General features: G+C 64.5%; 24 protein-coding genes. 15 read left to right on the top strand and 9 right to left on the bottom strand.

What is annotated here, in order from left to right:
- Window positions 1–35: 35 nt before the first annotated feature.
- From RY1_RS23550 to RY1_RS23525, 6 genes are all read right to left on the bottom strand, one after another.
- A complete protein-coding gene (locus tag RY1_RS23550; RefSeq protein ID WP_072806478.1) occupies window positions 36–878 on the bottom strand; it encodes a PaaX family transcriptional regulator in 843 nt (280 codons plus the stop codon).
- Complete coding sequence (gene kynU, locus RY1_RS23545; protein ID WP_139279970.1) at window positions 859–2,091, bottom strand: kynureninase; 1,233 nt, start codon at window positions 2,089–2,091, stop codon at window positions 859–861. Before kynU ends, RY1_RS23550 begins: the two co-directional genes overlap by 20 nt.
- Complete coding sequence (locus RY1_RS23540) at window positions 2,091–2,945, bottom strand: tryptophan 2,3-dioxygenase (RefSeq protein ID WP_072806476.1); 855 nt, start codon at window positions 2,943–2,945, stop codon at window positions 2,091–2,093. The genes kynU and RY1_RS23540 overlap by 1 nt, the downstream gene beginning before the upstream one ends.
- A gap of 78 nt (window positions 2,946–3,023) precedes the next feature.
- Window positions 3,024–3,887: an acyl-CoA thioesterase gene (locus RY1_RS23535; RefSeq protein WP_072806475.1), complete on the bottom strand. Its 864-nt coding sequence runs from the start codon at window positions 3,885–3,887 to the stop codon at window positions 3,024–3,026.
- Entirely contained in the window at window positions 3,884–4,318 is a 435-nt protein-coding gene (locus RY1_RS23530) for a cupin domain-containing protein (protein ID WP_072806474.1), read from the bottom strand. Before RY1_RS23530 ends, RY1_RS23535 begins: the two co-directional genes overlap by 4 nt.
- The gene (locus RY1_RS23525) at window positions 4,315–5,145 is read right to left on the bottom strand and encodes a fumarylacetoacetate hydrolase family protein (RefSeq protein ID WP_072806539.1); all 831 of its coding nucleotides are present in this window, start codon (window positions 5,143–5,145) and stop codon (window positions 4,315–4,317) included. The genes RY1_RS23530 and RY1_RS23525 overlap by 4 nt, the downstream gene beginning before the upstream one ends.
- Before the next feature lie 147 nt (window positions 5,146–5,292).
- On the opposite strand from RY1_RS23525, the gene RY1_RS23520 reads away from it, so the two are divergent.
- Window positions 5,293–5,682, top strand: a complete 390-nt coding sequence (locus RY1_RS23520) for a RidA family protein (protein ID WP_072806473.1) — start codon at window positions 5,293–5,295, stop codon at window positions 5,680–5,682.
- A gap of 10 nt (window positions 5,683–5,692) precedes the next feature.
- On the opposite strand, the gene RY1_RS23515 is transcribed toward RY1_RS23520, so the two are convergent.
- The gene (locus RY1_RS23515) at window positions 5,693–6,544 is read right to left on the bottom strand and encodes a PaaX family transcriptional regulator (protein ID WP_072806472.1); all 852 of its coding nucleotides are present in this window, start codon (window positions 6,542–6,544) and stop codon (window positions 5,693–5,695) included.
- A gap of 132 nt (window positions 6,545–6,676) precedes the next feature.
- Between RY1_RS23515 and RY1_RS23510 the strand changes: the two genes are divergently transcribed.
- From RY1_RS23510 to RY1_RS23485, 6 genes are all read left to right on the top strand, one after another.
- On the top strand, window positions 6,677–8,296 hold the full coding sequence (locus RY1_RS23510; RefSeq protein WP_072806471.1) for an AMP-binding protein: 1,620 nt from the start codon (window positions 6,677–6,679) through the stop codon (window positions 8,294–8,296).
- Window positions 8,293–8,697 (top strand): acyl-CoA thioesterase, encoded by a 405-nt coding sequence (locus RY1_RS23505; RefSeq protein ID WP_072806470.1) that lies wholly within the window; start codon window positions 8,293–8,295, stop codon window positions 8,695–8,697. The genes RY1_RS23510 and RY1_RS23505 overlap by 4 nt, the downstream gene beginning before the upstream one ends.
- Before the next feature lie 74 nt (window positions 8,698–8,771).
- Complete coding sequence (locus RY1_RS23500) at window positions 8,772–11,135, top strand: bifunctional salicylyl-CoA 5-hydroxylase/oxidoreductase (RefSeq protein ID WP_072806469.1); 2,364 nt, start codon at window positions 8,772–8,774, stop codon at window positions 11,133–11,135.
- Window positions 11,136–11,221: 86 nt separating this feature from the next.
- Window positions 11,222–12,826 (top strand): amidohydrolase, encoded by a 1,605-nt coding sequence (locus tag RY1_RS23495; RefSeq protein ID WP_072806468.1) that lies wholly within the window; start codon window positions 11,222–11,224, stop codon window positions 12,824–12,826.
- Window positions 12,826–14,076, top strand: a complete 1,251-nt coding sequence (locus RY1_RS23490) for an amidohydrolase family protein (RefSeq protein WP_072806467.1) — start codon at window positions 12,826–12,828, stop codon at window positions 14,074–14,076. The genes RY1_RS23495 and RY1_RS23490 overlap by 1 nt, the downstream gene beginning before the upstream one ends.
- Window positions 14,073–14,468 (top strand): nuclear transport factor 2 family protein, encoded by a 396-nt coding sequence (locus RY1_RS23485; protein WP_072806466.1) that lies wholly within the window; start codon window positions 14,073–14,075, stop codon window positions 14,466–14,468. Before RY1_RS23490 ends, RY1_RS23485 begins: the two co-directional genes overlap by 4 nt.
- 11 nt (window positions 14,469–14,479) lie before the next feature.
- Here the strand turns inward: RY1_RS23485 and RY1_RS23480 are convergent, their stop codons facing one another.
- A complete protein-coding gene (locus RY1_RS23480) occupies window positions 14,480–15,016 on the bottom strand; it encodes a helix-turn-helix domain-containing protein (protein WP_072806465.1) in 537 nt (178 codons plus the stop codon).
- A gap of 182 nt (window positions 15,017–15,198) precedes the next feature.
- Here RY1_RS23480 and RY1_RS23475 point away from each other — a divergent pair, with 182 nt between their 5' ends.
- From RY1_RS23475 to RY1_RS23440, 8 genes are read left to right on the top strand one after another with little or no spacing between them, the layout of a single operon-like run.
- Entirely contained in the window at window positions 15,199–16,833 is a 1,635-nt protein-coding gene (locus tag RY1_RS23475) for an ABC transporter substrate-binding protein (RefSeq protein WP_072806464.1), read from the top strand.
- A gap of 2 nt (window positions 16,834–16,835) precedes the next feature.
- Window positions 16,836–17,939, top strand: coding sequence for an ABC transporter permease (locus tag RY1_RS23470; protein WP_084727783.1), 1,104 nt, complete (start codon window positions 16,836–16,838; stop codon window positions 17,937–17,939).
- The gene (locus RY1_RS23465) at window positions 17,936–18,850 is read left to right on the top strand and encodes an ABC transporter permease (protein WP_084727782.1); all 915 of its coding nucleotides are present in this window, start codon (window positions 17,936–17,938) and stop codon (window positions 18,848–18,850) included. Before RY1_RS23470 ends, RY1_RS23465 begins: the two co-directional genes overlap by 4 nt.
- Window positions 18,813–19,925 carry an ABC transporter ATP-binding protein gene (locus RY1_RS23460; RefSeq protein ID WP_218019853.1) on the top strand — a complete coding sequence of 371 codons (1,113 nt, stop codon included), beginning with the start codon at window positions 18,813–18,815 and terminating at the stop codon, window positions 19,923–19,925. Before RY1_RS23465 ends, RY1_RS23460 begins: the two co-directional genes overlap by 38 nt.
- Window positions 19,926–20,879, top strand: a complete 954-nt coding sequence (locus RY1_RS23455; protein WP_218019852.1) for an ABC transporter ATP-binding protein — start codon at window positions 19,926–19,928, stop codon at window positions 20,877–20,879.
- A 34-nt stretch (window positions 20,880–20,913) separates the two neighbouring features.
- Window positions 20,914–21,270 (top strand): TIGR04076 family protein, encoded by a 357-nt coding sequence (locus RY1_RS23450; RefSeq protein ID WP_072806463.1) that lies wholly within the window; start codon window positions 20,914–20,916, stop codon window positions 21,268–21,270.
- Complete coding sequence (locus RY1_RS23445; protein ID WP_072806462.1) at window positions 21,267–22,295, top strand: LLM class flavin-dependent oxidoreductase; 1,029 nt, start codon at window positions 21,267–21,269, stop codon at window positions 22,293–22,295. Before RY1_RS23450 ends, RY1_RS23445 begins: the two co-directional genes overlap by 4 nt.
- Window positions 22,292–23,353 carry an alpha/beta hydrolase gene (locus RY1_RS23440; protein WP_072806461.1) on the top strand — a complete coding sequence of 354 codons (1,062 nt, stop codon included), beginning with the start codon at window positions 22,292–22,294 and terminating at the stop codon, window positions 23,351–23,353. Before RY1_RS23445 ends, RY1_RS23440 begins: the two co-directional genes overlap by 4 nt.
- A gap of 49 nt (window positions 23,354–23,402) precedes the next feature.
- Here RY1_RS23440 and RY1_RS23435 read toward each other — a convergent pair whose 3' ends face one another.
- Window positions 23,403–25,169: a glycoside hydrolase family 15 protein gene (locus tag RY1_RS23435; protein ID WP_072806534.1), complete on the bottom strand. Its 1,767-nt coding sequence runs from the start codon at window positions 25,167–25,169 to the stop codon at window positions 23,403–23,405.
- Window positions 25,170–25,212: the final 43 nt, after the last annotated feature.

Raw genomic sequence — 25,212 nt, 5'->3', positions numbered from 1 at the left:
CCCGGCGCATTCCGGAGGAAGCATCACCGGACCGGTCACGTCTGTGCGACCCACTGCCTGCTCGGTGCCAGGTAGCGGTCACGGGCTGCCGCGAACTCGGCGACAGCGCGGTCTCCCGGCCAGTTCGCCGGCGTCATGCTCGGCGGCAAGCCCGGATCCACGTAGGGAACGATGCGCCACTCGTCGAGCAACGGCACAAATCTGACGAACGCCTCCCTGCCGCCGACCGCGCCCTTGTCCGATGTGGTGGCCCGGTGGAGGAACTCTCGATGTCGACCGGCGATGCCGTCCAGGTCCCACCACGACGCCGCGGCGTCGCGCAGCGTTCCGGGCGGAGACAGGACGGAGGTCACGAACGTGGTCACGTACTCCGACAGACCCAACGCCTCGATGATGTCGGCGGCCTCTGCCGCGAGGTACTCGGGCGCGATCCACAGACCTGGAGACACTGTCCCGCAACCGATCCCGGTTAGGCGACGTCGCAGCTGGTGTCGAGCTGCCCGCTGGGATTCCGGAATGGTGAAGGAGATCAGCCGCCAGGGATCGCTGTCGGCCATCCGCCGGACACCGAAGATCCGGCCGTCTCCGCGGGAGAACATGGCGTCGGCCTGCTCGGTGATGTCGTAGCCTGCGCGTCCGTCACGCACACCGGGGCGGACGATTCCCTTCTTCTTCAACCGAGTGACCGCGATCCTCGTGCTCTCCGGCGGTACCCCGACGGCATCCATCCACACCACGAAGTCGGCTATTGCGAACCAGCCGCCGAGCGGCCGCACGTACGCACCGAGCACGGTGCGTACGAGTGAGGTCGCGCTACCCGGACGTGAATCGAAATCGTCGAGGATCGCACCGGCGGTGTCAGCCGAGAAGGTCGTCACGAATAGCCAGAATACCGACCCGTACCTCGTCGAACGACGTGCTCAACGGGCTCAGGCCCAGCCGGATGCCGTGCGGCGCGCGATAGTCCGGTATCACGCCCTTCTCCCACAGCCGTGCGGTGACCGCCTTGAAATCGGGGTGGTCGATGGTGACGTGCCCGCCTCGCACGGTCGAGTCCTCGGGTGAGGCGATGGCGACCCCCAGCGGAACGAGGAGCTCACGTACCAGTTCCAAGGCGTACTCGGTCAGTGCGATGGATTTGGCGCGAACCGCGTCGATGCCCACCTCCGCGATCATCTCGATCGTGTCCTGCATGGCGATCATTCCGAATACCGACGGCGTTCCGCTGATGACCCGCCTAATACCCTGCGCCGGGACGTAGCCCTGGGCCATCTCGAACGGTTCGGCCCGCCCCATCCATCCCCAGATGGGCTGCACGAACTCGTCGAGGTGGATGTGACGCACATACGCGAAAGCGGGAGAGCCCGGTCCACCGTTGAGATACTTGTAGGTACATCCGACCGCGAAATCCACTCCCCACGAATCGAGTTCGAGCGGAACCGAACCCACCGAGTGACACAGATCCAGCAGCAGAAGTCCGCCTGCCTCGTGAGTGATTCGAGCCGCCTCGGCTGCATCCAGCAGATATCCCGACCGGTACGCGACGTGGCTGAGCACGACGAGCGCGGTGTTCTCACCCACGGCATCGGCCAGCAGATCACCTGTCACTCCGCCGCGCCGATCGGTCTCGATCCACCTCAGGGTCAGATTCAGCTCTCCTGCAATGGCTTCGAGCAAGTATCGGTCGGTCGGGAAGTTGTCGCGGTCCAGTACGATCTCGGTGCGCTCCGGGTTCAGCGCAAGTGCGCCCCGCGCCAACTTGTAGAGCAACACCGTCGTGGAATCGCCGATCGTGGTCTGCCCCTCTGCCGCACCGAGCGCGGCCGCGGCCAACGCGTCGCCGATCGTGATGGGTAGGTCGAACCACTGCTCGTCCCATCCACGAATGAGCCGCCCTCCCCATGACTCGATCATGAAGGCATTGATGCGTTCGACGCTCGCCTTGGTCGGCCGACCCAACGAATTGCCGTCGAGGTAGGCGGAGACGGAGTCGTCGTCGGTACCGAGGAACAAGTCTCGACAGGACCGCAGCGGGTCTGCCGCGTCGAGTTCTGCTGACCTCTCCAGCGCGAGGGACTGCGTGTGCGTCATCATCGTCCGATCTCGGTGCGCACGGCGAGCAATTCAGGAAAGAAGGTCAACTCCAATGCCTTGTGCAAGAACCCGACACCACTCGACCCCCCTGTTCCGGCTTTCATCCCGATCGTGCGCATCACGGTACGCATGTGCCGGAATCGCCAGAGCTGAAAATTCTCCTCCAGATCGACGAACTCCTCGAAGGCTTCGTAGACGGCCCAGTGCTCGGTGTGGTTCTCGTAGACGAACTTGATCAGTGGCATCAGGTTGGCGTCGAAAGTGTATGCAGCACTGACATCGCGCTGCAGTACCGAATCGGGAACCTCGTACCCCTTTCGGGCCAGGCATCGCCAGAAAGCGTCGTACAGGCTCGGTTCGTGAAGCAGTCCCGACAGGAGCCGATGCGCCGCGGGGTCGGACTCGAAGACCGCCAACATGCCCTCGTTCTTGTTGCCGAGAACGAACTCCACCGCGCGGTACTGATAGGACTGAAAGCCCGAGGAGTTGCCCAGAAAGTCACGGAACTGCGAGTACTCGGTGGGCGTCAGGGTTGCCAGAACCGACCACTGCTCGGTCAGTGTCTTCTGAATGTGTTTGACCCGAGCCACGCACTTGAGTGCCGTCCCGATGTCGTCGGCGTCGAAAGCCCCTCGTGCCGCCAGAGTTTCGTGCAACACCAGCTTGAGCCACAGTTCTGTCGTCTGGTGCTGGATGATGAACAGCAGTTCGTCGTGATGCTCGGGGGTGCTGACGGGATTCTGCGCACTGAGCAGAGTATCCAGATCCAGGTACGACCCGTAGCTCATCCGCTTGCTGAAATCGGTGACGATGTCTTTCTCGATCGCCCGAGTATTGGATTCGACGCTCATGGATGGTCCTCGAGTCGATGGGTTGTTTCGACCAGCGTATTACAGTTTCCTGGCGGCCGCTCGGTAAGCGTAATTACGCTAGCCGCGAGGAAGGTCGACGAGCCCCTCCTGCGCAACGCTGGCCAGCAGAAGGCCGTCACGCGAATAGATCCGTCCGGTGGCAAGACCCAGACCCCCTGACGCGGCAGGCGAATCCTGGACCAGTGCGATCCAGTCGTCGACGCGGCCGTTGTTGTGCCACCACATCGCGTGGTCCAGGCTCGCCGTCATCAGACCGTCGTCGGACCACGCCACGCCGTTGTTGCGCAGCACCGGCTCGAGCAGCGTGTAATCGCACAGGTAGGCAAGGGTGGCTCGATGGATGTTCGGGTCGTCCGGCAGCCGGTCGTAGGCCTTGAGCCACACGACCTGACGCCTGGTCCGCTCTCCGTCAGCGGTGACGTACACCGGCGAGGGGCTGTGCCTGATGTCGAAGTTGCGCTCGTTTGCCCAGTAGCGTGCGTCGCGGACATCCGCATCCCCGAGCACCTCGGCAACCGTCGGAAGATCCTCGGGCTCGGGGAGATCGACGGGCATGGGCTCGTGGTGCGCCACCCCGGACGCCTCGACGTGGAACGATGCCTGACCTTGGAAGATCGACTTGCCGTTCTGTGATCCGGTCACTGCCCGCGCCGAGAAGCCGCGTCCGTCACGGACTCGGTCGACGGTCCACACCGTCTCGGTGTGCACGTCTCCCGGGCGAAGGAAATATCCGTGGAACGAGTGGATGGACCTGTCGTCCGCGACGGAGTTCATCGTTGCCACGACTGCCTGCGCGACCACTTCCCCGCCGTAGGCCCGCCCGGATGGGATCACCTGATGGCGGGCGATGAACGAGGAGTCGTCGCGGGCTCGGAGGTCGAGCGACTTCAACAGTTCGGCGCTACTGAGTGAGGTGGTCATCGGCGTGAGTACCCTTCCAGGATCGAGTCGTCGACGTCGGGGAGGTTGACGACGATGTTGTCGGGCGTGCGTGCGGTCAGCCACACCAACTCGTCGGTGGTGCTCATGTTGACCTCGACGTGCGGCATGAACGGCGGAACGAAGACGAAGTCGCCTTCGGCCATGTCGACGTAGTCGGAGTAGTTCTCGCCGAAATAGATTCGTGCGATTCCGGTCAGGACGTACCCGCCGGTCTCGGCTTCGCCGTGATGATGCGGCAGCGACCGGTATCCCGGTTCGTTGCTGACCTTCCCGAACCAGATCTTGGTGGCAGGGGTATGCGAGGCCCCGACTCCGGAGATCCGCACCGCCCCGCCCGACTGGCCGGTGTCGGCGGCCTCGCTTCCCTTCCGGGTCACAACCGGGACAACCTTGTCGGTACCGGTGGTCATGATGCATCCTTTCCAATGATGTTGATCAGCATGCCGATTCCTTCGACCGCTGTTTCCACGACGTCTCCTGCACCGAGAAATGTCGGCGGTGTCGCTGCCGCGCCGACTCCGCTCGGGGTACCGGTGAGCACGATGTCGCCGGGACGCAGCGCGGTGAACTCGCTGATGTACGAGAGCAGGTGCGCGGCGTCGAACACCAGGTCGTCGGTGGAACCACTCTGGCGCAGCACACCGTTGACCGAGCAGGTGATCCGTGCGCCCTCGGCCGGATCGAACTCGTCTGGGGTCACCATCACCGGACCCAGCGGCGTCGTCCCGTCGAATGCTTTGCCCTGCAACCACTGTGGAGTGCGGTTCTGCCAGTCCCGCGCCGATATGTCGTTCGCCACGGTGTAACCGGCGATGGCCGCGGCTGCCTCGTCGCGATCGGCATGCCGCACAGTCGATCCGACGACCACAGCGAGCTCGGCTTCCCAGTCCAGTGCGCTCACGCTCGGTGCGAGCGCTATGTCGTCGGCGGCTCCGACGAGTGTGTCGGCGAATTTTGCGAACAGTGTCGGGAATTCGGGTGCGTCTCGGCCCATCTCGGCAATGTGAGCCCGGTAGTTGTGCCCGCAGCACAGTATCTTTCGCGGCGCGATCACCACTGGGGCGAAGTCGGCTGCGCCGAGTGGCAACGATCCCGTGGGGCGCGCCAGGATCTCGTCCCGCTCAGGCGAGTTCAGCAGTGCCCCGACATCATCGGCCGCCACCAACTCCCACACGTCACCTCGCTGCACTGCCGCACTGGTGGCACCGTTTCCGGTACGCACGGTTGTCAGCTTCATCGATCGCCTCTCCTCGGTCGCCACGCGCGTCGAGCGCGCCCATCGGCTCGCCCGGTAGCTGTTTTGTAGCGTTTCGATTACGGTGGTGAATGTAGCACCATATATTCGAGATGTCAGGAAACATCGACCGAAGGGACTCCGGCGCACATGGCCATCGAGCGAATCAACCCGTCCACCCTCGGAAAGCCGTCCGGGTTCTCCCATGCGGTCCGCGCGGACAACGTCGTCTATCTGGCGGGACAGACCGCCTTGGACGCATCGGGCCACATCGTCGAGGGAGGAATTCTCACGCAGTTCCGTCAGGCGATGACCAACCTGCTCACCGCTCTCGAGGCCGCAGGCGGGTCACCGCAGAACCTCGTCGACGTCACGATCTACCTACTCGATATCCCCGATTACCAGGCGAACGGACGTGAGATCGGCAAGATCTGGCGCGAGCTCGCGGGGACGGAATATCCCGCGATGGCGGGCATCGGGGTCACGTCACTGTGGCAGCCCGAGGCATTGATCGAGATTCAGGCAGTCGCCCACCTCTGAATTCGATCGATCACCGATGAATGACCGACAGCGCATGTTCACGGGCCGGACCGCTCAATCGGCTGTTCAGGTCCGCGAACAACGCTTCGGCCGTGACCCCGGTCCACCCCTGAGGCAGCAACGTCAGCGGTAGGCCAGGATCGAGGTAGGGAAGCCGTCGCCATTCGGTCAACATCGGCACGTACTGCTCGAACGCGACCGAGGCCGTGACACCGTTGGCGTCGAGAGCCGACGACACACTGCGGTATCGCCGCACGAAATCGCCGTACAGCTCCGACAACTCGTTGAGGTTCCACCACGAGCGCACCTTGGACCGTAGGTCGCCGTATGCGAGATGTTCGGACCGAAAGATGTCGACGTACGCGGACAACGTCCGCTTGTCGAGTGTGTCGCGGGTCTCGCGCTCGAGATTCCCCGGAGCGATCCAGACGCCGGGGGCGGCCGTCCCGAATCCGAGGGTCGTCAGTGCGCTCCGAAGCGAATGCCGCTTTTCTCGCTCGGATTCGGGCACCGAGAAGACCACGAGAAGCCATCCGTCGTCGAGGGTGGCTCGGCGCCTGTCGAAGATGCGAGTGTCGCCCTCGTTCACCACATCCAGGCTTCGCTGAGACAGCGAATAGCCGGCTGCACCGTCGAATCGACTGCTGAGCAACACATCCCGACGCTTCAGCCGGGAAATCGACGATCGAACGGCCGGCCCGTCGATGTCGAGTTCTGCCATCAACTTCACCACCGACGCCACCGACAGCCAGTTGCTCTCGGCGCGCGCGTACAGACCGAAGATCGTGACGATCAGCTGACGTGGCTGGATTTCCGTCGCCACGGACGCATCCAACGGCTCCTGTTCGGTCTCACTCGACATATGCACACCGTAATCCAGCGATTCCCCTGCGGCGTATTGCAACCATCAGGTTAACTATCTATGTCGCCTAGCGTTTTGTCGTCACAGACTGTGCATACTGGTTTCACCGCACAGAACTCGAAAGGCACGGACATGCCCCTGTCACCGTCGGCGCACGTCGACACCTTCTGCCGAGACAATCTTCCCCCCGAGTCCTCGTGGCCGGAGTTCCAGTTCGAGCTGCCCTCGCTCCAGTATCCGGAACGCCTGAACTGCGCCGCCGTTCTGCTCGACGACATGGTCGCCATCGTCGGCTCCGACAAACCGTGCCTGCTCTCGCCGTCATCGGTGTGGACGTACGGCGAACTGCTGGCGCGATCGAATCAGGTCGCCCGTGTCCTTACCGAGGATCTCGGACTCGAGCCCGGCCAGCGCGTTCTGCTCCGCGGACCCAACAATCCCTGGCTCGTCGCATGTTGGTTCGCGGTAGTGAAGGCAGGCGGAGTCGTCGTCACCACCATGCCGATGCTTCGCGCACCCGAGATCACCAAGATCGTCGACATCACTTCGCCGTCGATCATGTTGTGCGATCACCGGTTCGCGGCGGAACTCACCGCGGTCGAGACCACCGCGACCACTCTCGTGTACGGCTCCGACACCGGCCAGGACCTGACGGTGCGCAGCGCGGGGAAGGCCACCGACTTCGCCAACGTCGACACCGCGGCCGACGACGTGGTGCTGCTGGCTCCGACATCCGGAACGACCGGAGTCCCCAAGGCCACCATGCACTTTCATCGCGACGTGCTCGCCAACGCCGACACGTTCTCCGAACACGTACTCAAACCGACGCGCGACGACGTCTTCACCGGCACTCCCCCACTCGCGTTCACGTTCGGCTTGGGCGGCCTCGTGGTGTTCCCGCTTCGAGTGGGGGCGACCACCTTGCTCGTCGAGCGGGCAACTCCGACCGAACTCGCCGAGCTGGTCCGCGATCATTCGGTGACGGTGTTGTTCACCGCACCCACCGCGTATCGCGCCATCATGGCTGCAGGCGCCGAATCCGACCTGGCTTCGCTGCGGCGCGGGGTCTCCGCCGGAGAGCATCTTCCGGTCGCGGTGTGGCAACAGTTCCACGAACGCACCGGACTCAAACTGATCGACGGAATCGGCGCCACCGAGATGCTGCACGTGTTCATCTCGGCCGCGGACGACGACATCAGGCCGGGCGCAACCGGACGAGCAGTCCCCGGATTCGTTGCCCGCATTCAGGACTCCGAGGGCAATCCGGTTCTGCCGGGAACGGCGGGGCTACTCGCAGTCAAGGGCCCCACCGGATGTCGTTATCTGGCCGACGAGCGGCAGGGGAAGTACGTGCGCGACGGCTGGAACATCACCGGGGACACGTTCGTCTGCGACGCCGACGGGTACTTCTGGTACCAGGCCCGCAGCGACGACATGATCGTCAGCTCGGGCTACAACATCGCCGCGCCCGAGGTCGAATTCGCGGTGGACCAGCACCCGTCCGTCGCCGAATCCGCCGTGATCGGCATCCCCGACGAAGCGCGAGGCATGATCGTACACGCCGCCATCGTTCTGAAGCCGGGCATGATCGGCGACGCCATGCTGATCGAGGACATACAGCGGTTCGTCAAATCCATTGCAGCGCCGTACAAGTACCCACGAAGTATCGAATTTCGCGACTCACTTCCGCGCACCGACAGCGGTAAGCTCCAGCGGTTCCGTCTGCACGAGAACGACCGAGCCAGCGCATGACGACCTCGATCGGCGCCACTCTCACCTCACGGGTGGAGTGGTCCGACACCGACGCCGCTGGGCACTACCATCACTCGACGGTCATCCGCTGGGTGGAGGCGGCCGAGGCGGAGCTGCTGCGCTCGATCGGACGGGCCGATCTGTTCGGGGTGATCCCACGGGTGAGCTACAGCGTCGACTATCGAGGCCGGGTGTGGTTCGGCGACGTCGTCACCGTTGTCCTCACGGTGGCTCGACTGGGAGCCAGCTCCCTGACCTACCGGTTCGTCGTCACCGGGCCGGAGGGGCCGGTCGCCGACGGAACCATGACCGTCGTACACACCAGCACATCCTCGGAAGGCGCGGCGCCGTGGCCGCCCGAGGTCCGTCGCGCACTGTCGATCGATATAGCGCAGAATTGACGTCCGTCGCATATACGCTATATTTGAACTAGAGCCACGACGTAGATCGATGCTGCCAAACCGTAAGGAACACAATGCGAATCGCAGTAGTAGGCGGCGGCCCCGGCGGGTTGTACTTCGCCGCCCTCGCCAAGCAACTCGACCCGGCACACGAGATCACCGTGTGGGAGCGCAACGCAGCCGATGACACCTTCGGCTTCGGTGTCGTCTTCAGCGACGAGACACTCGGAGCGATCGAGAACGCCGACCCCGTGATCTACGACCGCATGGCTCGCCACTTCGCGCGCTGGGACGACATCGACGTCCACTACCGCGGCACCGTCCACACCGCAGGCGGCCAGGGATTCGCCGCGATGTCGCGCGCTGTGCTGTTGCAGATCCTGCAGGAGCGTGCGGTCGAGCTGAACGTCGACGTGCACTTCAGCACGCTCGCACCCGACGTCGACGAACTACGCCGCAGCCACGACCTCGTGATCGCTGCAGACGGACTCAACTCCGCGGTGCGCACCCGCTACGCCGAGACCTTCGAACCCACACTCGATGTCCGGCGCAGCAAGTACATGTGGCTCGGCACCGACAAGATCTTCGAGGCCTTCAAGTTCTACATCGCCGAGACCCCGCACGGCGTCATGCAGATCCACGGTTACCCGTACGGCGACGACGGCAGCACGTTCATCGTCGAGATGCACGAAGATGTGTGGAAGCGTGCAGGATTCGACCGTAGCCGCGATCGAGACTTCCGACCCGGCGAGAGCGACGAGGACTCCATCGCCGTGGTGCGAGAGATGTTCGCGGACGTCCTCGGCGAGCACACGATCCTGACCAACAACTCACGGTGGATCAATTTCACCACCGTTCGAAACGAACGCTGGCACAGTGGCAACGTCGTCATCCTCGGCGACGCCGCCCACACCGCGCACTTCTCTATCGGCTCGGGCACCAAACTCGCCATGGAGGACGCACTCGCCCTGGCCGCCTGCCTGCAGGAGAACGGGAGCGTCGAGGCCGCACTCGGCGCGTACGAGTCCGAGCGCGCACCGGTCGTCGTCTCCGTGCAGCGCGCCGCGCAGGCCAGCCTCGAATGGTTCGAGAACATCGCCCAGTACGTGGACCAGGATCCGCGGCAGTTCACCTTCAACATCATGACGCGGAGTCGGCGGATCACCTACGACAACTTGAAGCTCCGCGACCCGGAGTTCGTCGCCGAGACCGACGCTTGGTTCGCCGGCACCGACGCAGTCTGCCCGCCGATGTTTCAGCCGTTTCGACTCGGTCCGCTCGAGCTGAACAACCGCATTGTCGTCTCCTCGATGGATATGTACTCCGCGGTCGACGGTGTCCCCGGTGACTTCCACCTGACCCATCTCGGCTCCAAGGCGATGGGCGGGCCCGCACTGGTCATGACCGAGATGGTCTGCGTCAGCCCGGCCGGACGCATCACTCCTGGTTGCACCGGGTTGTACACAGACGAGCAGGAGCAGTCCTGGACTCGCATCGTCGACTTCGTGCACGAGCACTCGTCGGCGAAGATCGGCGTGCAGCTCGGCCACTCGGGGCGCAAGGGCTCGACCAAGCTGATGTGGGACGGAATCGACGCACCGCTCGACGAGGACAACTGGGAGCTCGTCAGCGCGTCGCCGCTGCCCTACTCGGCACGAAACCAGACTCCGACAGCACTCGACGCCGCAGGCATGGCCGCTGTGGAAGCCGAGTTCGTCGCCGCCGCCGAAGCAGCCGCGCGGGCAGGTTTCGACATCCTCGAACTGCACTGCGCCCACGGCTATCTGCTGTCCTCGTTCCTGTCCCCACTGACCAACACCCGGGACGACGAGTACGGGGGGTCGTCCGAGAACCGGTTGCGCTTTCCGCTGCGGGTATTCGACGCGGTCCGTTCGGCGTGGCCCGCCGAACGCCCACTGTCCGTACGCATCTCCGCAACCGACTGGGCCGAGGGAGGCAACGACATCAACGACGCGGTCGCCATTGCCGCCGCATTCGCACAGCGCGGAGTCGACGTCGTCAACGTCTCCTCCGGCCAGGTCGTCAGCAGCGAGAAGCCGCAGTTCGGCCGCAGCTATCAGACACCGTTCGCCGATCGGATCCGCAACGAGGTGGGCACGAAATACGGAACCGCTGTCATCGCGGTCGGGGCGATATCCTCGCACGACGACGTCAACTCGGTCCTGCTCGCCGGAAGAGCCGATCTCGTTGCCATCGGGCGCACTCATCTGTACGACCCCCAGTGGACACTGCATGCGGCCGCCGAGCAGGGATACACCGGTCCGGGCGCCGTGTGGCCTGCTCAGTTCGCCGCGGGTAACCGTCGACCGCCGACCGGTCGCACCGACGGACCGCCTCCGCGCTTGAGTCTGGTCAGAGATGGTGAACAGGGCACCAGGCACGCGCGCTGGGCACCACGCTCGTCGGTGATCGTGTGATGCATCAAGTTACGAATATTTACACCAGCTACACATTTGTATGTCAGGGTTATACACATGCGTGAATCTCTACCCAGGTGGACGACATGGATTGGCTGATACACAACGGGACCATCGACACGTTCGACCCAGTACTCGGACGCGTCGATGCACTCGGAATCTCCGGAAACCGTGTGGTGGCAGCAAGTTCGGTCGCCGATGTCGAATCGATGGCCGGCCCGAACACCGAGCGAGTCGACCTACGCGGTCGGACAGTGTGGCCAGGGTTCATCGACACCCACATGCATCTCGAGAAGGCATCGCACGAGTTCACCATGCTGAGGCTCGAGCACGCCCGATCCGTCGCGGAGATCGTCGAGCAGGTCGCCGAACGTGCACCGAAGACCGCTCCCGGTGGTTGGATTCGGTGCTTCGCCGACAACGCGGCGTGGAACGAGAACAACCTGGCCGAGCAGAGGTTGCCGACTGCCGCGGAACTCGATGCCGTCAGCTCCGACGTACCGGTGTACCTGTATCGACGGCCCGACCGTGCGGTGATCAACTCTGCCGGTGCAGCGGCCATGTCCGACATTCTCCTCGGACTCGACGCCGACTCCTACGATCGAGTGTCCGGATACCTCCGTGGTCCCGCGGTGCGCGTGGTCAACGACGCCATCTACGTTCTCGGCATGAGCGATCAGAGATACCGTCTCGACATCCTGGCCGAGGCATGCCAGAAGCTGTTGACGATGGGCATCACCTCGGTCGCCGACCCCGGACTCGCGGGCGCCTTCGACTCCGCATGGCAGCTGTACACCGAGCTCCGAGCCGAAGGCCGTTTGCCGCAACGCATTCGCTTGATGAACCGCTTCGACTGGCGAGCTCCCTTCGCTGCCGAGATGAGCCGCGTACTGGGCAGTGCCGTGCTTCCCGGTGCCGGCGACGATCGGTTGCAGGCGTGGTCGCTGAAGATCCTGCTCGACGGCGAGTTCGTCAACGCCTGGATGCGCGAGGGCGAGGCGGAGCACGCTCATCCGCACTACAGCACCGACGAGCTCCGAGAGACACTGAAGCTGTGTGCGGATCGCGACTGGCCGATCTGCATTCACGCCATGGGCGGGGGCGCGATCGGCGCGATCATCGACGCGGTGCGCAGTCTCGGTGATCGCAGGCCACATCACATCAGCATCGCGCACGCGTTCCATCTGGACGTGCTCGACATCCAGGGGTGTGCCGAGCTCGGCATCCGGATCTCCGTCAATCCTCCGCTCGCCTTCGTCTACAGCGACGAGATGCGTTCGGCCTGGGGACCTCTCGCGGCACGAACGATGCCACTGGCGTCGATGGCCGCGCTCGGATTTCGGTTCGCCGCCGGTTCCGATACCCATCCTGCCGATCCGATGATCGGCGCACAGATAGCGGTGACCCGGCAAGCATGGGACGGTTCGAGCATCGGCGCGCACGAGGCCCTCGATCCCCGCACGGCATTCGAGATGTACACCCGCGACGCCGGCGATTATCTAGGCCTGCCCGATCTCGGGACGCTTGCCATCGATTCCATCGCCGATCTCGTCTGCTGGCCCACCGACCCGCTGTCGATCGCACCCGCCAGCTGGTCCGAGCTCTCACCCGAGTGGGTGGCCATCGACGGCCGGATCGTGCTGGACGACAACTCCGAAAACACAGTTCCCAGAGCACAAAGGACGCACTGATGACCACCGAACTACTGCTGCACAACTGCAGCGTCGTCGACGCTACCCGTACGGAGGCTCTGACCGGAGCTGCCGTGTGGATCAGCGGCAACACCATCGCCGCAGTCGGAACCGAACGCGAGGTTCGCGACGCCCTCGGGAACCGGCGTCACCGAGTCATGGATCTCGGTGGACGGTTCGTCTCCCCCGGTCTGATCAACATGCACACGCACTTGTCTCTTTCCCTCCCCGGCCCGCGCGGCGCCGAGGTCAAAGCGATGTCGGCGCCTCAGCTGGTGCTGCACATGGCCGACGGCGCAGCCCGCACCCTGCAGTGCGGGGTGACCACCATCAGGTGTGTCGGCGAGAAGGATCACGCCGATTTTCCGCTCAAGGCGTCGATCGAGTCCGGAAAGTTGCGCGGCCCTCGCATGTTCACCGCAGGCCGTCCGATCTGCTGCACCGGAGGCCACGGCCACGGTTCGTCCGGTGGTTTGGAATGCGACGGCGAAACCGGGTTCCGCCAGGGCGTGCGCCAGCAGATCCGAGCGGGCGCCGATTTCATCAAAGTCATGATTTCCGGTGGCATTTCGGGACAGCACGAGAAGATCGACACCCGGCAGGTCACACGCGGCGAACTCGAAGCGGCGATCAGCACAGCACACGAGTGGGGCCGCAAGATCACCGCACACGCCGGACCTGCGCCGGTCATCGCCGAGGCCGTCGAGCTGGGACTCGATTGTGTCGAGCACGGTTACGAGCTGACCGACGAGGTCACCGCAGCCATGGCCGAGAAGGGGTGTGCACTCGTACCCACTCTCGTCGTCACTCGGTGCAAGTCGTTCTTCGACGAACTCGGTGTGCCCGAGTGGATGCAGCAGCGATCGCTCGGTGCCGGTGAGCGTCACATGCAAAGCTTTCGGAGCGCAGTCGACGCAGGAGTGACGGTCATGCTCGGCAGCGACATGCCCCCGTTCTGGGATTTCGAGGGCACAAGCGCGGCCGTCCGCGAACTCGAGCACATGTCCGACGGAGCTCTCGGGCCCAAGGCCGCGTTGGCTGCCGCGACGATCGTTCCCGCACAGTGGCTCCGCGCGGACGACAAGCTGGGCACCGTCGAGACTGGCAAGTACGCCGATCTCATCGTGACCGAGGGCGACCCGTCGCTCGACACCGCGACGTATCGCAGCCTCTCGGTCGTGGTCAAGGACGGCGTCGTCGTGCGCGACGACCTGAGCGCGGTGTTCGAACCGCAGGACGCTCCAGCATGAACGCCGTTGCGAAAGAACAGATCCAGAGCGCGCTCGACGACATGTACGACGCGTTCCAGCATCGAGACTGGGTGCGGTTCAACGTCCATCTCGATCCGTCGGTGACCGCCTGGGAGTCGCATCTACCCGACATGATCCGCGGCACATCGGAACTGGACGCCCATCGGGCAAGCCGGGCGAGCCCGCCGTCGTTGTCGAGTTTCGGCGCAACCGATCTGGTGGTCGATGCGTGGGGCGACACGGCGTTGGCCCGCTACCTACTGGTCGGAATCGATGCGGAGACCGCGGCGGAACGCCGGTCACGTGTGACGGAGGCGTTCCGCTGGAACGGAACTCGATGGCGAATCGTCCACCGGCACTCGGAACGGCTTGCGCCCGTTCCGAGTACCTGAGGGTCGGTCGCTCAGGGGTTCGGCGGGGTGACCGACAGCAGGAATTCTGCGGGAGCACCGGAATCGTTGAAGTAACGATGCGGCAGGCGCGAGTCGAACGTGACACTCTCACCGATCACCAATTCGTATCGCACCCCGCCGATCTCTGCCGTCATCGAACCCACCACCACGACAGCGCATTCGGTCGACGGATGACACCATGGCTCGTCGGATGTGCTCTCGCCCGGCTCCATCCGTCCGTGCAGTACCTCGAGATCGGTTCGACCCGGGGTGAGCCGCTCGTAGGCGATGTCTCCGTCGGCGCCGGAAAGCTTGGGTCGCTTACCCGGACTGCTCACGTGCACGGCGGGAGGCGCACCCTCGGCGAACAGCGTCGACAGATCCGCCCCGAACACCGTCGCGAGCTTGCGAATGGTGCTGAGACTCGGGTCGGTGTTGCCACGCTCGATCTGGCTGAGCAGACCTGCGGATACGCCCGCAGCGTCCGCAAGCTGCCGGAGCGACATCCCACGCTCCTTGCGCAGCCTCCGAACTTGTTCTTGCAACACGTTTTTGCTCCTTTGATCGATGCCGGACCCAAGTTTCACCCGTGATCGTGTCGAAAAGATAGAGCGTTTACACAGATTAAACAGACATGCACTGCTACTTTACAAACGATCCGTAGATTGATGTCATCGACCTTCGACATTTCCGTCGGGTTTCCCCTTCAAGCACTTCCGCAAGGAGAGTCATGTTCGCGCATCCATCGTCCAGGCGTCGAGGCAGCGTGACGGCGTCACGTGTCGGCCGCGGCACCAAGACCGCCGTCGCCCTTGCTGCGGTGGCACTCACCGCGGCCGCAGGCTGTTCCGCCGGAGGCTCTTCGAGCGGCGCCGACGACACCCTCGTCGTCAACACATCGTTCGTGTACAAGACACTCGACCCGGCCAGGGCGTACGAGCAGACCGGGTACCTCAGCGTTCATTCGCTGTACTCGACACTGCTGACGTTCGAGGGCTCGGACATCACCACTCCCGTACCCGACCTCGCGGAGAGCTTCGAGGCCAACGAGGACAACTCCGCCTTCACGTTCACGCTGCGCGAGAACGCCGTGTTCTCCGACGGCTCTCCTGTCACATCCGAGGACGTGCTGTTCTCCTTCAACCGGATGCTGAACATCAAGGGAAGCGCATCCGGCTTCTTCGCCGGTCTCACCTTCGCAGCGCCGGACGAGCGCACCGTGACCATCACCAGCGAAATCCCCCGCCCGACGCTCGTGACCCTGCTCGCCATGCCCGCGGCATCCATCGTCAATTCCGAGGTGGCGCAGGCCAACGGCGCAAGCGATGCAGCCGACGCCTCGACCGCGGACACCGCGCAGACGTTCCTGGATCAGGAATCCGCAGGTAGCGGGCCGTACGTCGTCGACCGCAACGATCCGGGCAACGAGATCGTCCTGACCGCGAACGAGAACTACTGGGGCGACAAGCCCGAGTACACGCGAGTGGTCATCCGCAACAGCGACATTCAGAATCAGAAGCTCACGATGACACGGTCGACCTCGCCCGAGCTGTCGCTGGACCTCACCGGCAACCTCCTCGAGGGCCTTCCGGACACGCTGACCGTGTCCGAGCTCCAGGACACCATGTACTACGCGTACGCCAACACCAATCCCGCCGTGTCCGAGGTGACGAGCAACCCGGCGTTCGCCACCGCGTTCAAGGCAGCGCTCGACTACCAGGGAATCGCCGACCTGTACGGCCGAGGCGGCGACACTCTCGGTGGATTCATCGCGCCGGCATATCCCGGATCACTTCCGAAGGAAGACGGGCCGGTGCAGGATCTCGAACGTGCGTCCGCACTGGTCGAGCAGGCCGGACTGTCCGGCAAGCCTGTCGAGTACATCTATCCCGCCATCACCTACCGCGGCGTCGATCTCGGTACCGTCGCCACCAAGATCCAGGGTGATGTCGCCAAGGCCGGAATCGATCTGCAGCTCACTCCGCTCCCACTTGCCGCCTTCCTCGAACGCAACCGCGCCGGTGAAGCGCCGATGGGCATGAGCCCCCAGGCGTTGACCTACCCACGCGCCGAGAATCTGGTTCAGCTCATGAAGCCCGGCGGCGTCAACTCCGCCCGCGCCGGATGGACCGATGCCAACGCGAGTCCCGCTGCCATTGCGACCGCACAGGCCTTCCTCGACGACTACTCCGACGAGGGACGTGCCGAGAAAGTGCAGGACTGGCAGCGCGTCATGGCGACGGACTCACCGTTCATTCCGCTCGCGGTCAACTCCGGTTGCGTCGTCTCCACTTCGGCGGTCACCGGCGCCGACTACACCCCCGCTGCGTGGATCGTCGATCTCGCCTCCGTGAAAGCCGCCTGATCATGTCCACTCCACAACTGTCCGCTTCGACGGCGACGGATGCCGAAGTCTCGGCCGATGTCGCGGATCGGAAGCAACGCAAGAATCGGCCGCTTCTGCGGTATCTGCTACGACGACTGCTGACCACGATCGGGCTGTTGTGGGGTGCGACGGTGGTCGGGTTCATCCTGGTCCAAGCCGTACCAGGAGATCCGGTCTCCGCCAATCTTTCCGACGCGGCACTCGGAAACCCCGAAGCGGTCGCCGCGTTCGAGGCCAAGTGGGGCTTGGATCGGCCACTGATCGTGCAGTACTTCACCTATCTCGGAAATCTCCTGCAGGGTGACCTCGGTACCTCGCAGCAGACAGGACGGCCGGTACTGACCGATCTGCTCGACTACGTCCCCACGACCCTCGAGATCGCCATTCCGACATTGTTTCTCTCGATCCTGATCGGCGGCGCACTCGGCCTGCTGGCCGCGGTCCGGCACGGCAAGACGGCCGATCAGGCGGTCCGTGTCGTCTCGCTCCTCGGTCTGTCGACTCCGCCGTTCTGGCTCGCCATCCTCGCGCTGTATCTGTTCTTCTTCGTCCTCGGTGTATCCCCCAACGGCGGACGGCTCAGCCCTCAGTTCTCGCCGCCCGACCACGTCACGGGGATGTACACCGTCGACGCGCTGATCGGCGGCCAGTTCGACGTCGCCTGGGACGCAGCACAACACACCATCCTGCCGATCCTGGTTCTGACGTCGGTGACCGTCGCGATGCTGACCCGCTTCGTGCGGTCGGCGCTGCTCGAGGTGCTGCGCAAGGACTACATCTCCGCGGCGTACGCCAAGGGCTTGTCCACTCGGACGGTGTTGATCAAACACCTGATGCGTGCGGGCATCGTCCCGATCATCACGGTCATCGGAATCAGCTTCGCAACCTTGTTGTCGGGCACGGTACTCGTGGAGAGCATCTTCTCGTGGCCGGGACTCGGTCAATACGCGTACCAGAGCGCCTCCGCCCTCGACCGTCCCGCGATCCTCGGTGTCACCTTGTTCGTCGCGGCGGTGTACCTACTCCTCAACCTGGTTGTCGACCTGCTGTACGGGTTGGCCGATCCGAGAGTGCGACTGACATGACACTGACAGACACCAGAGCCGACGCCGGCACGCCTTCGGTGCGTATCCGCAAGGGCCGCACACCACGTCGGTGGTGGCCGAAGAAGACCGAGGCCAGCAAGATCTGGCGGCAGCCGGTGGTCGTCGCTGCGCTGGTCATCGCCGCCGGATGGGCGTTCATCGCAGCGTTCGCACCGCTGTTGGCGCCGTACGGCCCCCTCGAGCAGACCTCGAACATCTACGCGAGCCCCAGCGGGGAGCATCTCTTCGGGACCGACGAGCTCGGTCGCGACGTGCTCTCACGTGTCATCTTCGGTGCACGACTGTCCATTCCGCTCGCGTTGTCGATCGTCGCGGCCTCGCTGGTGGTCGGTGGTCTTCTGGGCATGATCGCGGGATACATCGGACGGTTCGTCGACGAGTCGATCATGCGACTCACCGATCTCGTGTTCGCCTTTCCCCAGATCATTCTGGCGATGGCAGTGACCGCGGCGTTCGGCCCGAGTACCCAGAACGCGGTGCTGGCGCTGGTCATCGTGTCGTGGCCGGTGTATGCCCGCGTCATCCGCGGCGCCGTACTGAGCACCCGAAGCGAGGATTACCTCAACGTCTCGCGCATGCTCGGCGTCGGGCCCGTCACGGCACTGCGCCGCGACGTCCTGCCCAACAGTGTCGGGCCTGCCATCGTGCTCGCCACTCTCGAGGTCGGCAACGCCATCCTGTTGCTCGCCGCGCTGTCGTTCCTGGGGCTCGGTCCGAGACCGCCAGCACCGGAGTGGGGCGCGATGATCGCTCTCGGCACGAACGACATCAGCCGGTGGTGGGTCAGCGTGTTCCCCGGCCTGGCAATTCTGACGGTCGTTCTCGCGTGCAACGTCATCGGAGACGCACTTCGTGACCGACTCGATCCGCATTCTCTCGGAGGTCGCTGACATGATCGGCTCCACATTCGCCACACCGACACCGACGGACACACCTGTTGTGCAATCACCACTGCTGACACTCGACGGACTCGGCGTGAGCCTGCCCAGCGTCGACGGTCCGTTCGACGTACTCGCCGATGTCGATCTCACCGTCGGTCGCGGTGAGATCATCGGTATCGCAGGCGAGTCCGGCTCGGGCAAGAGCATGACCGGACGCGCTCTGCTCAACCTTCTCCCCGACGGCGCATCCACCCGCGGCACCATCGAGTTCGACGGAACCACGCTGTCCTCCCTCGACCGGAAAGGGTGGCAGAAGCTGCGCGGCGGCGAGATCGCGATGGTGTTCCAGGATCCCACTGCGGCACTGCACCCGATGCTCACCGTCGGCTCGCAACTGACCGAACACATGCGCGTACATCTGGGTCTGAGCAAGTCCGCTGCGAAAGCCCGCGCGGTCGAGCTGCTCGACCAGGTACGCATCCCAGACCCGAAGAACGCGCTGAAGAACTATCCTCACCAGTTCTCCGGCGGCATGCGTCAACGTATCGCCATCGCGATCGCCCTCGCCGCGGAACCCAAACTGGTCATCGCCGACGAGCCGACCACCGCTCTGGATGTCACCGTCCAGGCCGGGATCCTGCAACTGTTCCACCGGTTGAGCAGCGAGATGGACCTCAGCGTCATGTTCATCACGCACGATCTGGGAGTGCTTGCCGCACTGGCAGAGCGGACCTACGTGTTCTATGCGGGCCGGGTGCTCGAAACGGCGCCCACCGAGGAACTGCTGCGCAACCCGCGGCATCCGTACACCAGCGCGCTGCTCAAGGCACGACCGGAAACCTCGGACGTCGACGGCGTGCGGTCGGAACTGACGCCGATCAAGGGACAACCCGTCACCGCATCGACTGCGCCCGAAGGCTGCCCGTTCGCTCCCCGGTGCGACGACGCCCAGGACGCGTGCACCGGGCTCGTCCCAGCACTCGTTCGGGTACCGATAATCGAGGACCTCGACATGCCGAGTACTCGTCATCTCGCCGCATGCGTGGTGCACAGTCCGGCCGGCGCTGTTTCGAAGGAGTCGTAAGTGACCGCATTGCAGATGAACGACGTCGCCGTCGAGTACAAGTCGAACTCGGGCACCGTCGTCCGCGCGGTCGACGGTGTCTCGTTGACCGTCGAACCCGGTCAGATCGTCGGACTCGTCGGCGAATCCGGTTGTGGCAAATCATCGTTGGCGCGAGTGGCGTCCGGGCTGATCGAGCCTGCCGCCGGGACGGTGACCCTGTCGGGAGATCGCGTCCGCCCGCTCGGGTGGCGCCGGCGGTCCGCTGCGCAGCTCGGACTGCAGATGGTGTTCCAGAATCCGTACTCCTCGCTCAACCCGCGGCGACGCGTCGGCGAGCAGTTGATGGACGGAGTGCCCGCCGACGTACGCGGCAGTGCACGCCGTGATCGTGCTGTGGCGCAACTGAACCGAGTCGGAATGCCGAGCTCGGCGGTGAGCCGCTACCCACATCAGTTCTCGGGCGGGCAACTGCAGCGAATCGCGATCGCACGGGCACTCGTCGCCGAGCCGTCGGTTCTCATCGCCGACGAGCCCGTCACCGCGCTGGATGCGTCGTCCCAGGTGCAGGTGGTCAACACGCTGACCGAGTTGGTCAAGGAACTGGGCGTCGGGATGTTGTTCATCTCGCACGACCTGTCCCTCGTTCGGCACATCGCCGATGTCACGGCCGTCATGTACCTCGGCAAAGTCGTGGAAGCTGCACCGACGGAACGGCTCTGGACCGATCCCAAGCACCCCTACACCCGGGCACTGATCGCAGCCATTCCCCGCGTCGAGGCAGGCGTCGGGCTACCGCAGACACTCGCGGGCGAGGTCCCCGACCCCAGCAATCGACCCAGCGGATGCAGTTTCGCACCGCGGTGCTCGCACGCGTTCTCCTCGTGCACCACCGAACCGAGCTTGTTGATCGACGGCCCCGGCCAGGTGGCCTGCTGGCTCACCGATCGACCCGCGCTCGCTACCACCCACTGACGTTCCGGCTACCGAATTCGAGGAATCAACGCCTATGACCACCGTGAACAACGAGCCTGGCCCCGCCTCGGAACCGGGCACGGACATGGAGCTCTACGACCTGCGCATCCATGTGGACCGGATCGAAGGACGATCGGTCTGCGGAATGATGGTCGACGACTACATCGACATCGTCCGCTCCAACGAGATGCGACTGCCCGAGGGCAAGCACTTCTGCATGTACGCCTTTGCTGCCGTCCTGCCGATGCTGTCGGCCAAACAACGTGACCTCCCCGCAGACGACTGGATGAACAAGGATTCGCTCGTCGCCTGCCCCGATCCAGAAGAACGGTTGATCATGCGTATCGAACGCACCGGCAAGTGCCAGTTGCGGTCGGAGGACCTGACATGAGTCTTCCCCCAGTCGAATTCGGCCTCGGCATCCAGGGCGACAAACCGGCCGGTGAATACGGTCGACTCGCATCCATTGCCGAACGCTACGACTTCGACGTCGTCAGCGTCTTCTCCGACCTGATGTTCTCGCCGCCCATCTTCCCGTTGCTGGAAATGGCTGCAGCGACCACACGGGTCAGGCTCGGTCCTGCGTGTTGGAACCCGTACTCCATGCACCCGTACGAAATCGCCGGTCAGCTCGCTGCGCTCGATCTCGCCTCGCACGGCCGTGCGTACTTCGGCCTCGCCCGTGGCACCTGGCTCGGCGACGTCGGATTGGCGCAGCCTGCCCCACTCGGATATCTGTCCGAGGTGGTCGAGTACGTCTACCGCCTGCTCGCCGCCGACGGCCGCGGATTCGAAGGCAAGCACTTCCGCCTCGCGCCAGGGGTCGTTCCTCGTTTCCCGATCGAACGCGCACGTCCTCCCCTGCTCATGGGCGTGTGGGGTCCGAAGGCATCGGCGTTGGCGGGCAGTATCGCCGACGAGATCAAGATCGGAGGCACGGCGAATCCGGCCATGGTGTCGGTGATGCGTGAACGCCTCGCGCCCGGTGAACTCCGAGCGGGCCGGGAACCGGGTGCCACGCGCATCGTGCTCGGTGCCGTCACCGTCGTCGATCTCGATGGACCGGCGGCACGGTCGAAGGCACGTCGCGAGGTCGCCATGTACCTGGCCGTCGTAGCCGAACTCGACCCCACCGTCGAGATTCCGACCGATCTGCTCGACCGTGTGAAAGCGCTTGTCGCCGACGGTGATCACGACGCAGCAGGCAGGTTGATCCCGGACGACCTCCTCGATCTGTTCGCCTTCTCCGGCAACCCCGAACAGGTGGCTGCACAGGCGCAGAAGCTGATCGACGCAGGCGTGCACCGCATCGACTTCGGAACTCCGCAGGGACTGACGGACGACCGTGGCATCGAGGTTCTCGGTGAACACGTCCTGCCGCTGCTTGCGCCCGCGAGACGAGCGGTAACACTGTGACGGAGCGCTCGACCCACGTCGACATCCTGGTCGGACCGAATGTGTTCGCGGACAGAACGACTGCCGACGAGCTGATCGCCGCAGCCCTGTCGGCCCGAGGCCTCACCGGCGGCATCGTCGATGCTCCGACCGGTCCCGGTGAGGTCATCGTGGTCCCCGGCACCGGAGCCGAATTCGACGCGGCCGGGTACGACGGTGTCGTCCGTGTCGACCTCGGGCAATGCCCGCCGGACCGTTCGAGCGGTATTCGCACGCACATCCGTGGCCGTGGGCTCGACGGGCTCCGATTCGCGATCGACAGCGTCTACTTCCACCGCTTTCACCCCGGCACCATCGTCGAATACGGAGAGCACCGCGAGCAGCGCGTGGAACTGCGGCTGCCCGACGGCGACGGCCCGTTCCCCGTCGCAGTTCTCGTGCACGGCGGATACTGGCGCTCGCGTTGGGAATTCGACCTGATGGACGCGATGGCCGTCGATCTCACGAAGCGCGGTTACGCAACATGGAACGTCGAGTACCGGCGCCCGGACGAGCACGGCTGGGATGTCATGACGAGCGACGTCGCCTCCGCACTCGCGGCACTGGGGACTGCGAACGCGAATCTGGATCTGGATCTGGGACGCGTCGTCGTACTCGGTCATTCCGCCGGAGGCCAGCTCGCGCTTCGACTCGCGGCCGATTCGGTCGGGAAGACCGTGTGCCCCGCCGTCGCCGTCAGCCTCGCCGGAGTTCTGAACCTCCAACTCGGCGACGAACGTTGGCTCGGCGAGGGTGCCGTATCGGCCGCGATCGGTGGCCGATATCTCGACATGCATGCCGCGTACGACGAATCCTCGCCCATCGCACGGCTTCCCATCGGCGTTCCGCACGTGGTGGCCTGCGCGGTGTCCGACGACCCCAATCTTCTCGAGATCAGCCGTGAGTACTACGCCGCTGCTTCCGGTGGACCCGATTCGGTCAGCATGGTCGAAGGACCGGGCGGGCACTTCCACGTCATCGATCCGACGTCCGAGATCTGGGGCGACATTCTCGCAGCGGTCGAGACCGCACTCGGTTGAGCTGCGGGTATCTCGCGTAGAACACACCGACGGTTGTGCCGCCTGGGCCCTATGCCGATTCTGCAGCGGTGATCGCACAGGCGGCACCGACCAAGGTGAGATGGCTGAACGCCTGCGGGAAGTTGCCGACCTGTCGCTGATGCGCGACGTCGTACTCCTCGGCGAGCAATCCGAGATCGTTGGTCAAACCGAGTAGCCGCTCGAAGAGCGTGCGTGCCTCGCCGACACGGCCGTTCAGGGCCAACGCGCTCACGAGCCAGAACGAGCACGCGAGGAACTGGCCCTCGTCGCCGGGGAGACCGTCGTCGGTGAGCGCTGTGGAGTATCGAGACACGAAGCCGTCGCGGCCCAGTTCGCGGCGAATGGCGTCGATCGTGGAGGTGACCCGGTCGTCGGACGGCGGAAGGAATCCGACGATCGGGATCAGGAGCACGCTGGAGTCCAGCTCGGCAGATCCGTAGTACTGCGTGAAAGTCCCCCTCTCCGAGTCGTATCCACGCTCGCAGACTTCACGGTGGATGAGATCACGCGTTTGCCGCCACCGCTCGACGGGAGCATCGAGATCGAACTGCTCGGCGAGCCGGATCGCCCGATCGAACACCACCCACGCCATCACTTTCGACTGCGTGAAATGTTGTCTCGGACCCCGTGTTTCCCAGATCCCGTCGTCGGGCGAGCTCCAGATGGTCTCGGTATGTTCGATGACGGCTCGCCAGCGCGGCCACAGGTGCTTGTCGATCTTCCCGACGGCTTCGGCACCCTTGTGCGCGACACCGAGAACCTCACCGTAGACGTCGAGTTGGAACTGTTCCGACGCAGCGTTACCCACACGTACCGGGCGCGATCCCTCGTAACCGGGCAGGTGTCCCAGCTCGAACTCGGTGAGCCTGCGCTCACCGCGGATGCCGTACATGATCTGCAGCTTCGCGGGATCGCCGGTGCCGACACGAAGCATGAAGTCCCGGAAGGCGATTGCCTCCTCGGTGTAGCCGCCCGCGAGCAAAGCCTCGAGTGCGAGCACCGAATCACGCAACCAACAGTAACGATAGTCCCAGTTCCGGACGCCTCCGAGCGCTTCGGGTAGCGAGGTCGTCGGCGCGGCGACGATGGCACCCGTCGTCTCGTCGGTCATCGCTTTGAGCACCGTGAGCGACGTGGTGACCTCGTCTCGAAATGCGCCCTCGTAGGTGCACCGGCCGGTCCAGTCGCGCCACCACTTGACCGTCCTGGCCAGCGCGGACTCGGCGTCCTCGACGAGCGGAGCATGCTCGAACGACGCGTGCCAGCCGAGTGTGAAATGGTGCCTGCCACCCGGCTCGGTGGTGAAGTCCGCTTCGATCGTTCCCGACTCGACATGCAGCGGGAGCATCGTGCAGAAGTGGAACGACGACGGGCCTGCAGTGGCGAGTGCGCCGTCGGGAACGATGTCGATCCACGGTGTGATCGAGGCATAGTCGGGCCGCACCGACAGGCTCGAGCGCATCGGAACGCGTCCACGCAGACCTTCGACGATCCGGACCAGACGCGGCGGGCCCGATCCGCGTCGGGGCATGAAATCGATCAGGCGAACTGAGCCGTCGGCGGTGTCGATGTCCGTCTCCAGCACCAGCGTCCCCGGTTGATACCGACGCGTGACGCCGGTGATGTCCGCGGCGGGCGCGAGCAGCCAACGGCCGTGTTCGGAGTCGCCCAGCAATGCAGCGAAGCACGACGCGGAATCGAAACTCGGCAGGCACAGCCAGTCGACCGAACCGTCGCGCCCGACCAACGCGGATGTCTGCAGATCACCGATGAAGCCGTAGTCCTCGATACGCATGGCCGCGACACCCCCGTGCATCGGTGCGGTTTTCATCGATGGT

Source organism: Rhodococcus yunnanensis NBRC 103083, from assembly GCF_001895005.1.
Taxonomy (GTDB): Bacteria; Actinomycetota; Actinomycetes; order Mycobacteriales; family Mycobacteriaceae; genus Rhodococcoides; species Rhodococcoides yunnanense.
This window is presented reverse-complemented; position numbering and strand designations above follow the sequence as displayed.

Coding starts and splice junctions, on each gene's coding strand:
- RY1_RS23490 (WP_072806467.1), top strand. CDS start 12,826: ATGACCACCGAACTACTGCTGCACAACTGCAGCGTCGTCGACGCTACC.
- RY1_RS23450 (WP_072806463.1), top strand. CDS start 20,914: ATGACCACCGTGAACAACGAGCCTGGCCCCGCCTCGGAACCGGGCACG.
- RY1_RS23500 (WP_072806469.1), top strand. CDS start 8,772: ATGCGAATCGCAGTAGTAGGCGGCGGCCCCGGCGGGTTGTACTTCGCC.
- RY1_RS23465 (WP_084727782.1), top strand. CDS start 17,936: ATGACACTGACAGACACCAGAGCCGACGCCGGCACGCCTTCGGTGCGT.
- RY1_RS23445 (WP_072806462.1), top strand. CDS start 21,267: ATGAGTCTTCCCCCAGTCGAATTCGGCCTCGGCATCCAGGGCGACAAA.
- RY1_RS23535 (WP_072806475.1), bottom strand. CDS start 3,887: ATGACCACCTCACTCAGTAGCGCCGAACTGTTGAAGTCGCTCGACCTC.
- RY1_RS23520 (WP_072806473.1), top strand. CDS start 5,293: ATGGCCATCGAGCGAATCAACCCGTCCACCCTCGGAAAGCCGTCCGGG.
- RY1_RS23505 (WP_072806470.1), top strand. CDS start 8,293: ATGACGACCTCGATCGGCGCCACTCTCACCTCACGGGTGGAGTGGTCC.
- RY1_RS23540 (WP_072806476.1), bottom strand. CDS start 2,945: ATGAGCGTCGAATCCAATACTCGGGCGATCGAGAAAGACATCGTCACC.
- RY1_RS23510 (WP_072806471.1), top strand. CDS start 6,677: ATGCCCCTGTCACCGTCGGCGCACGTCGACACCTTCTGCCGAGACAAT.
- RY1_RS23485 (WP_072806466.1), top strand. CDS start 14,073: ATGAACGCCGTTGCGAAAGAACAGATCCAGAGCGCGCTCGACGACATG.
- RY1_RS23525 (WP_072806539.1), bottom strand. CDS start 5,145: ATGAAGCTGACAACCGTGCGTACCGGAAACGGTGCCACCAGTGCGGCA.
- kynU (WP_139279970.1), bottom strand. CDS start 2,091: ATGACGCACACGCAGTCCCTCGCGCTGGAGAGGTCAGCAGAACTCGAC.
- RY1_RS23530 (WP_072806474.1), bottom strand. CDS start 4,318: ATGACCACCGGTACCGACAAGGTTGTCCCGGTTGTGACCCGGAAGGGA.
- RY1_RS23435 (WP_072806534.1), bottom strand. CDS start 25,169: ATGCGTATCGAGGACTACGGCTTCATCGGTGATCTGCAGACATCCGCG.
- RY1_RS23470 (WP_084727783.1), top strand. CDS start 16,836: ATGTCCACTCCACAACTGTCCGCTTCGACGGCGACGGATGCCGAAGTC.
- RY1_RS23515 (WP_072806472.1), bottom strand. CDS start 6,544: ATGTCGAGTGAGACCGAACAGGAGCCGTTGGATGCGTCCGTGGCGACG.
- RY1_RS23495 (WP_072806468.1), top strand. CDS start 11,222: ATGGATTGGCTGATACACAACGGGACCATCGACACGTTCGACCCAGTA.
- RY1_RS23475 (WP_072806464.1), top strand. CDS start 15,199: ATGTTCGCGCATCCATCGTCCAGGCGTCGAGGCAGCGTGACGGCGTCA.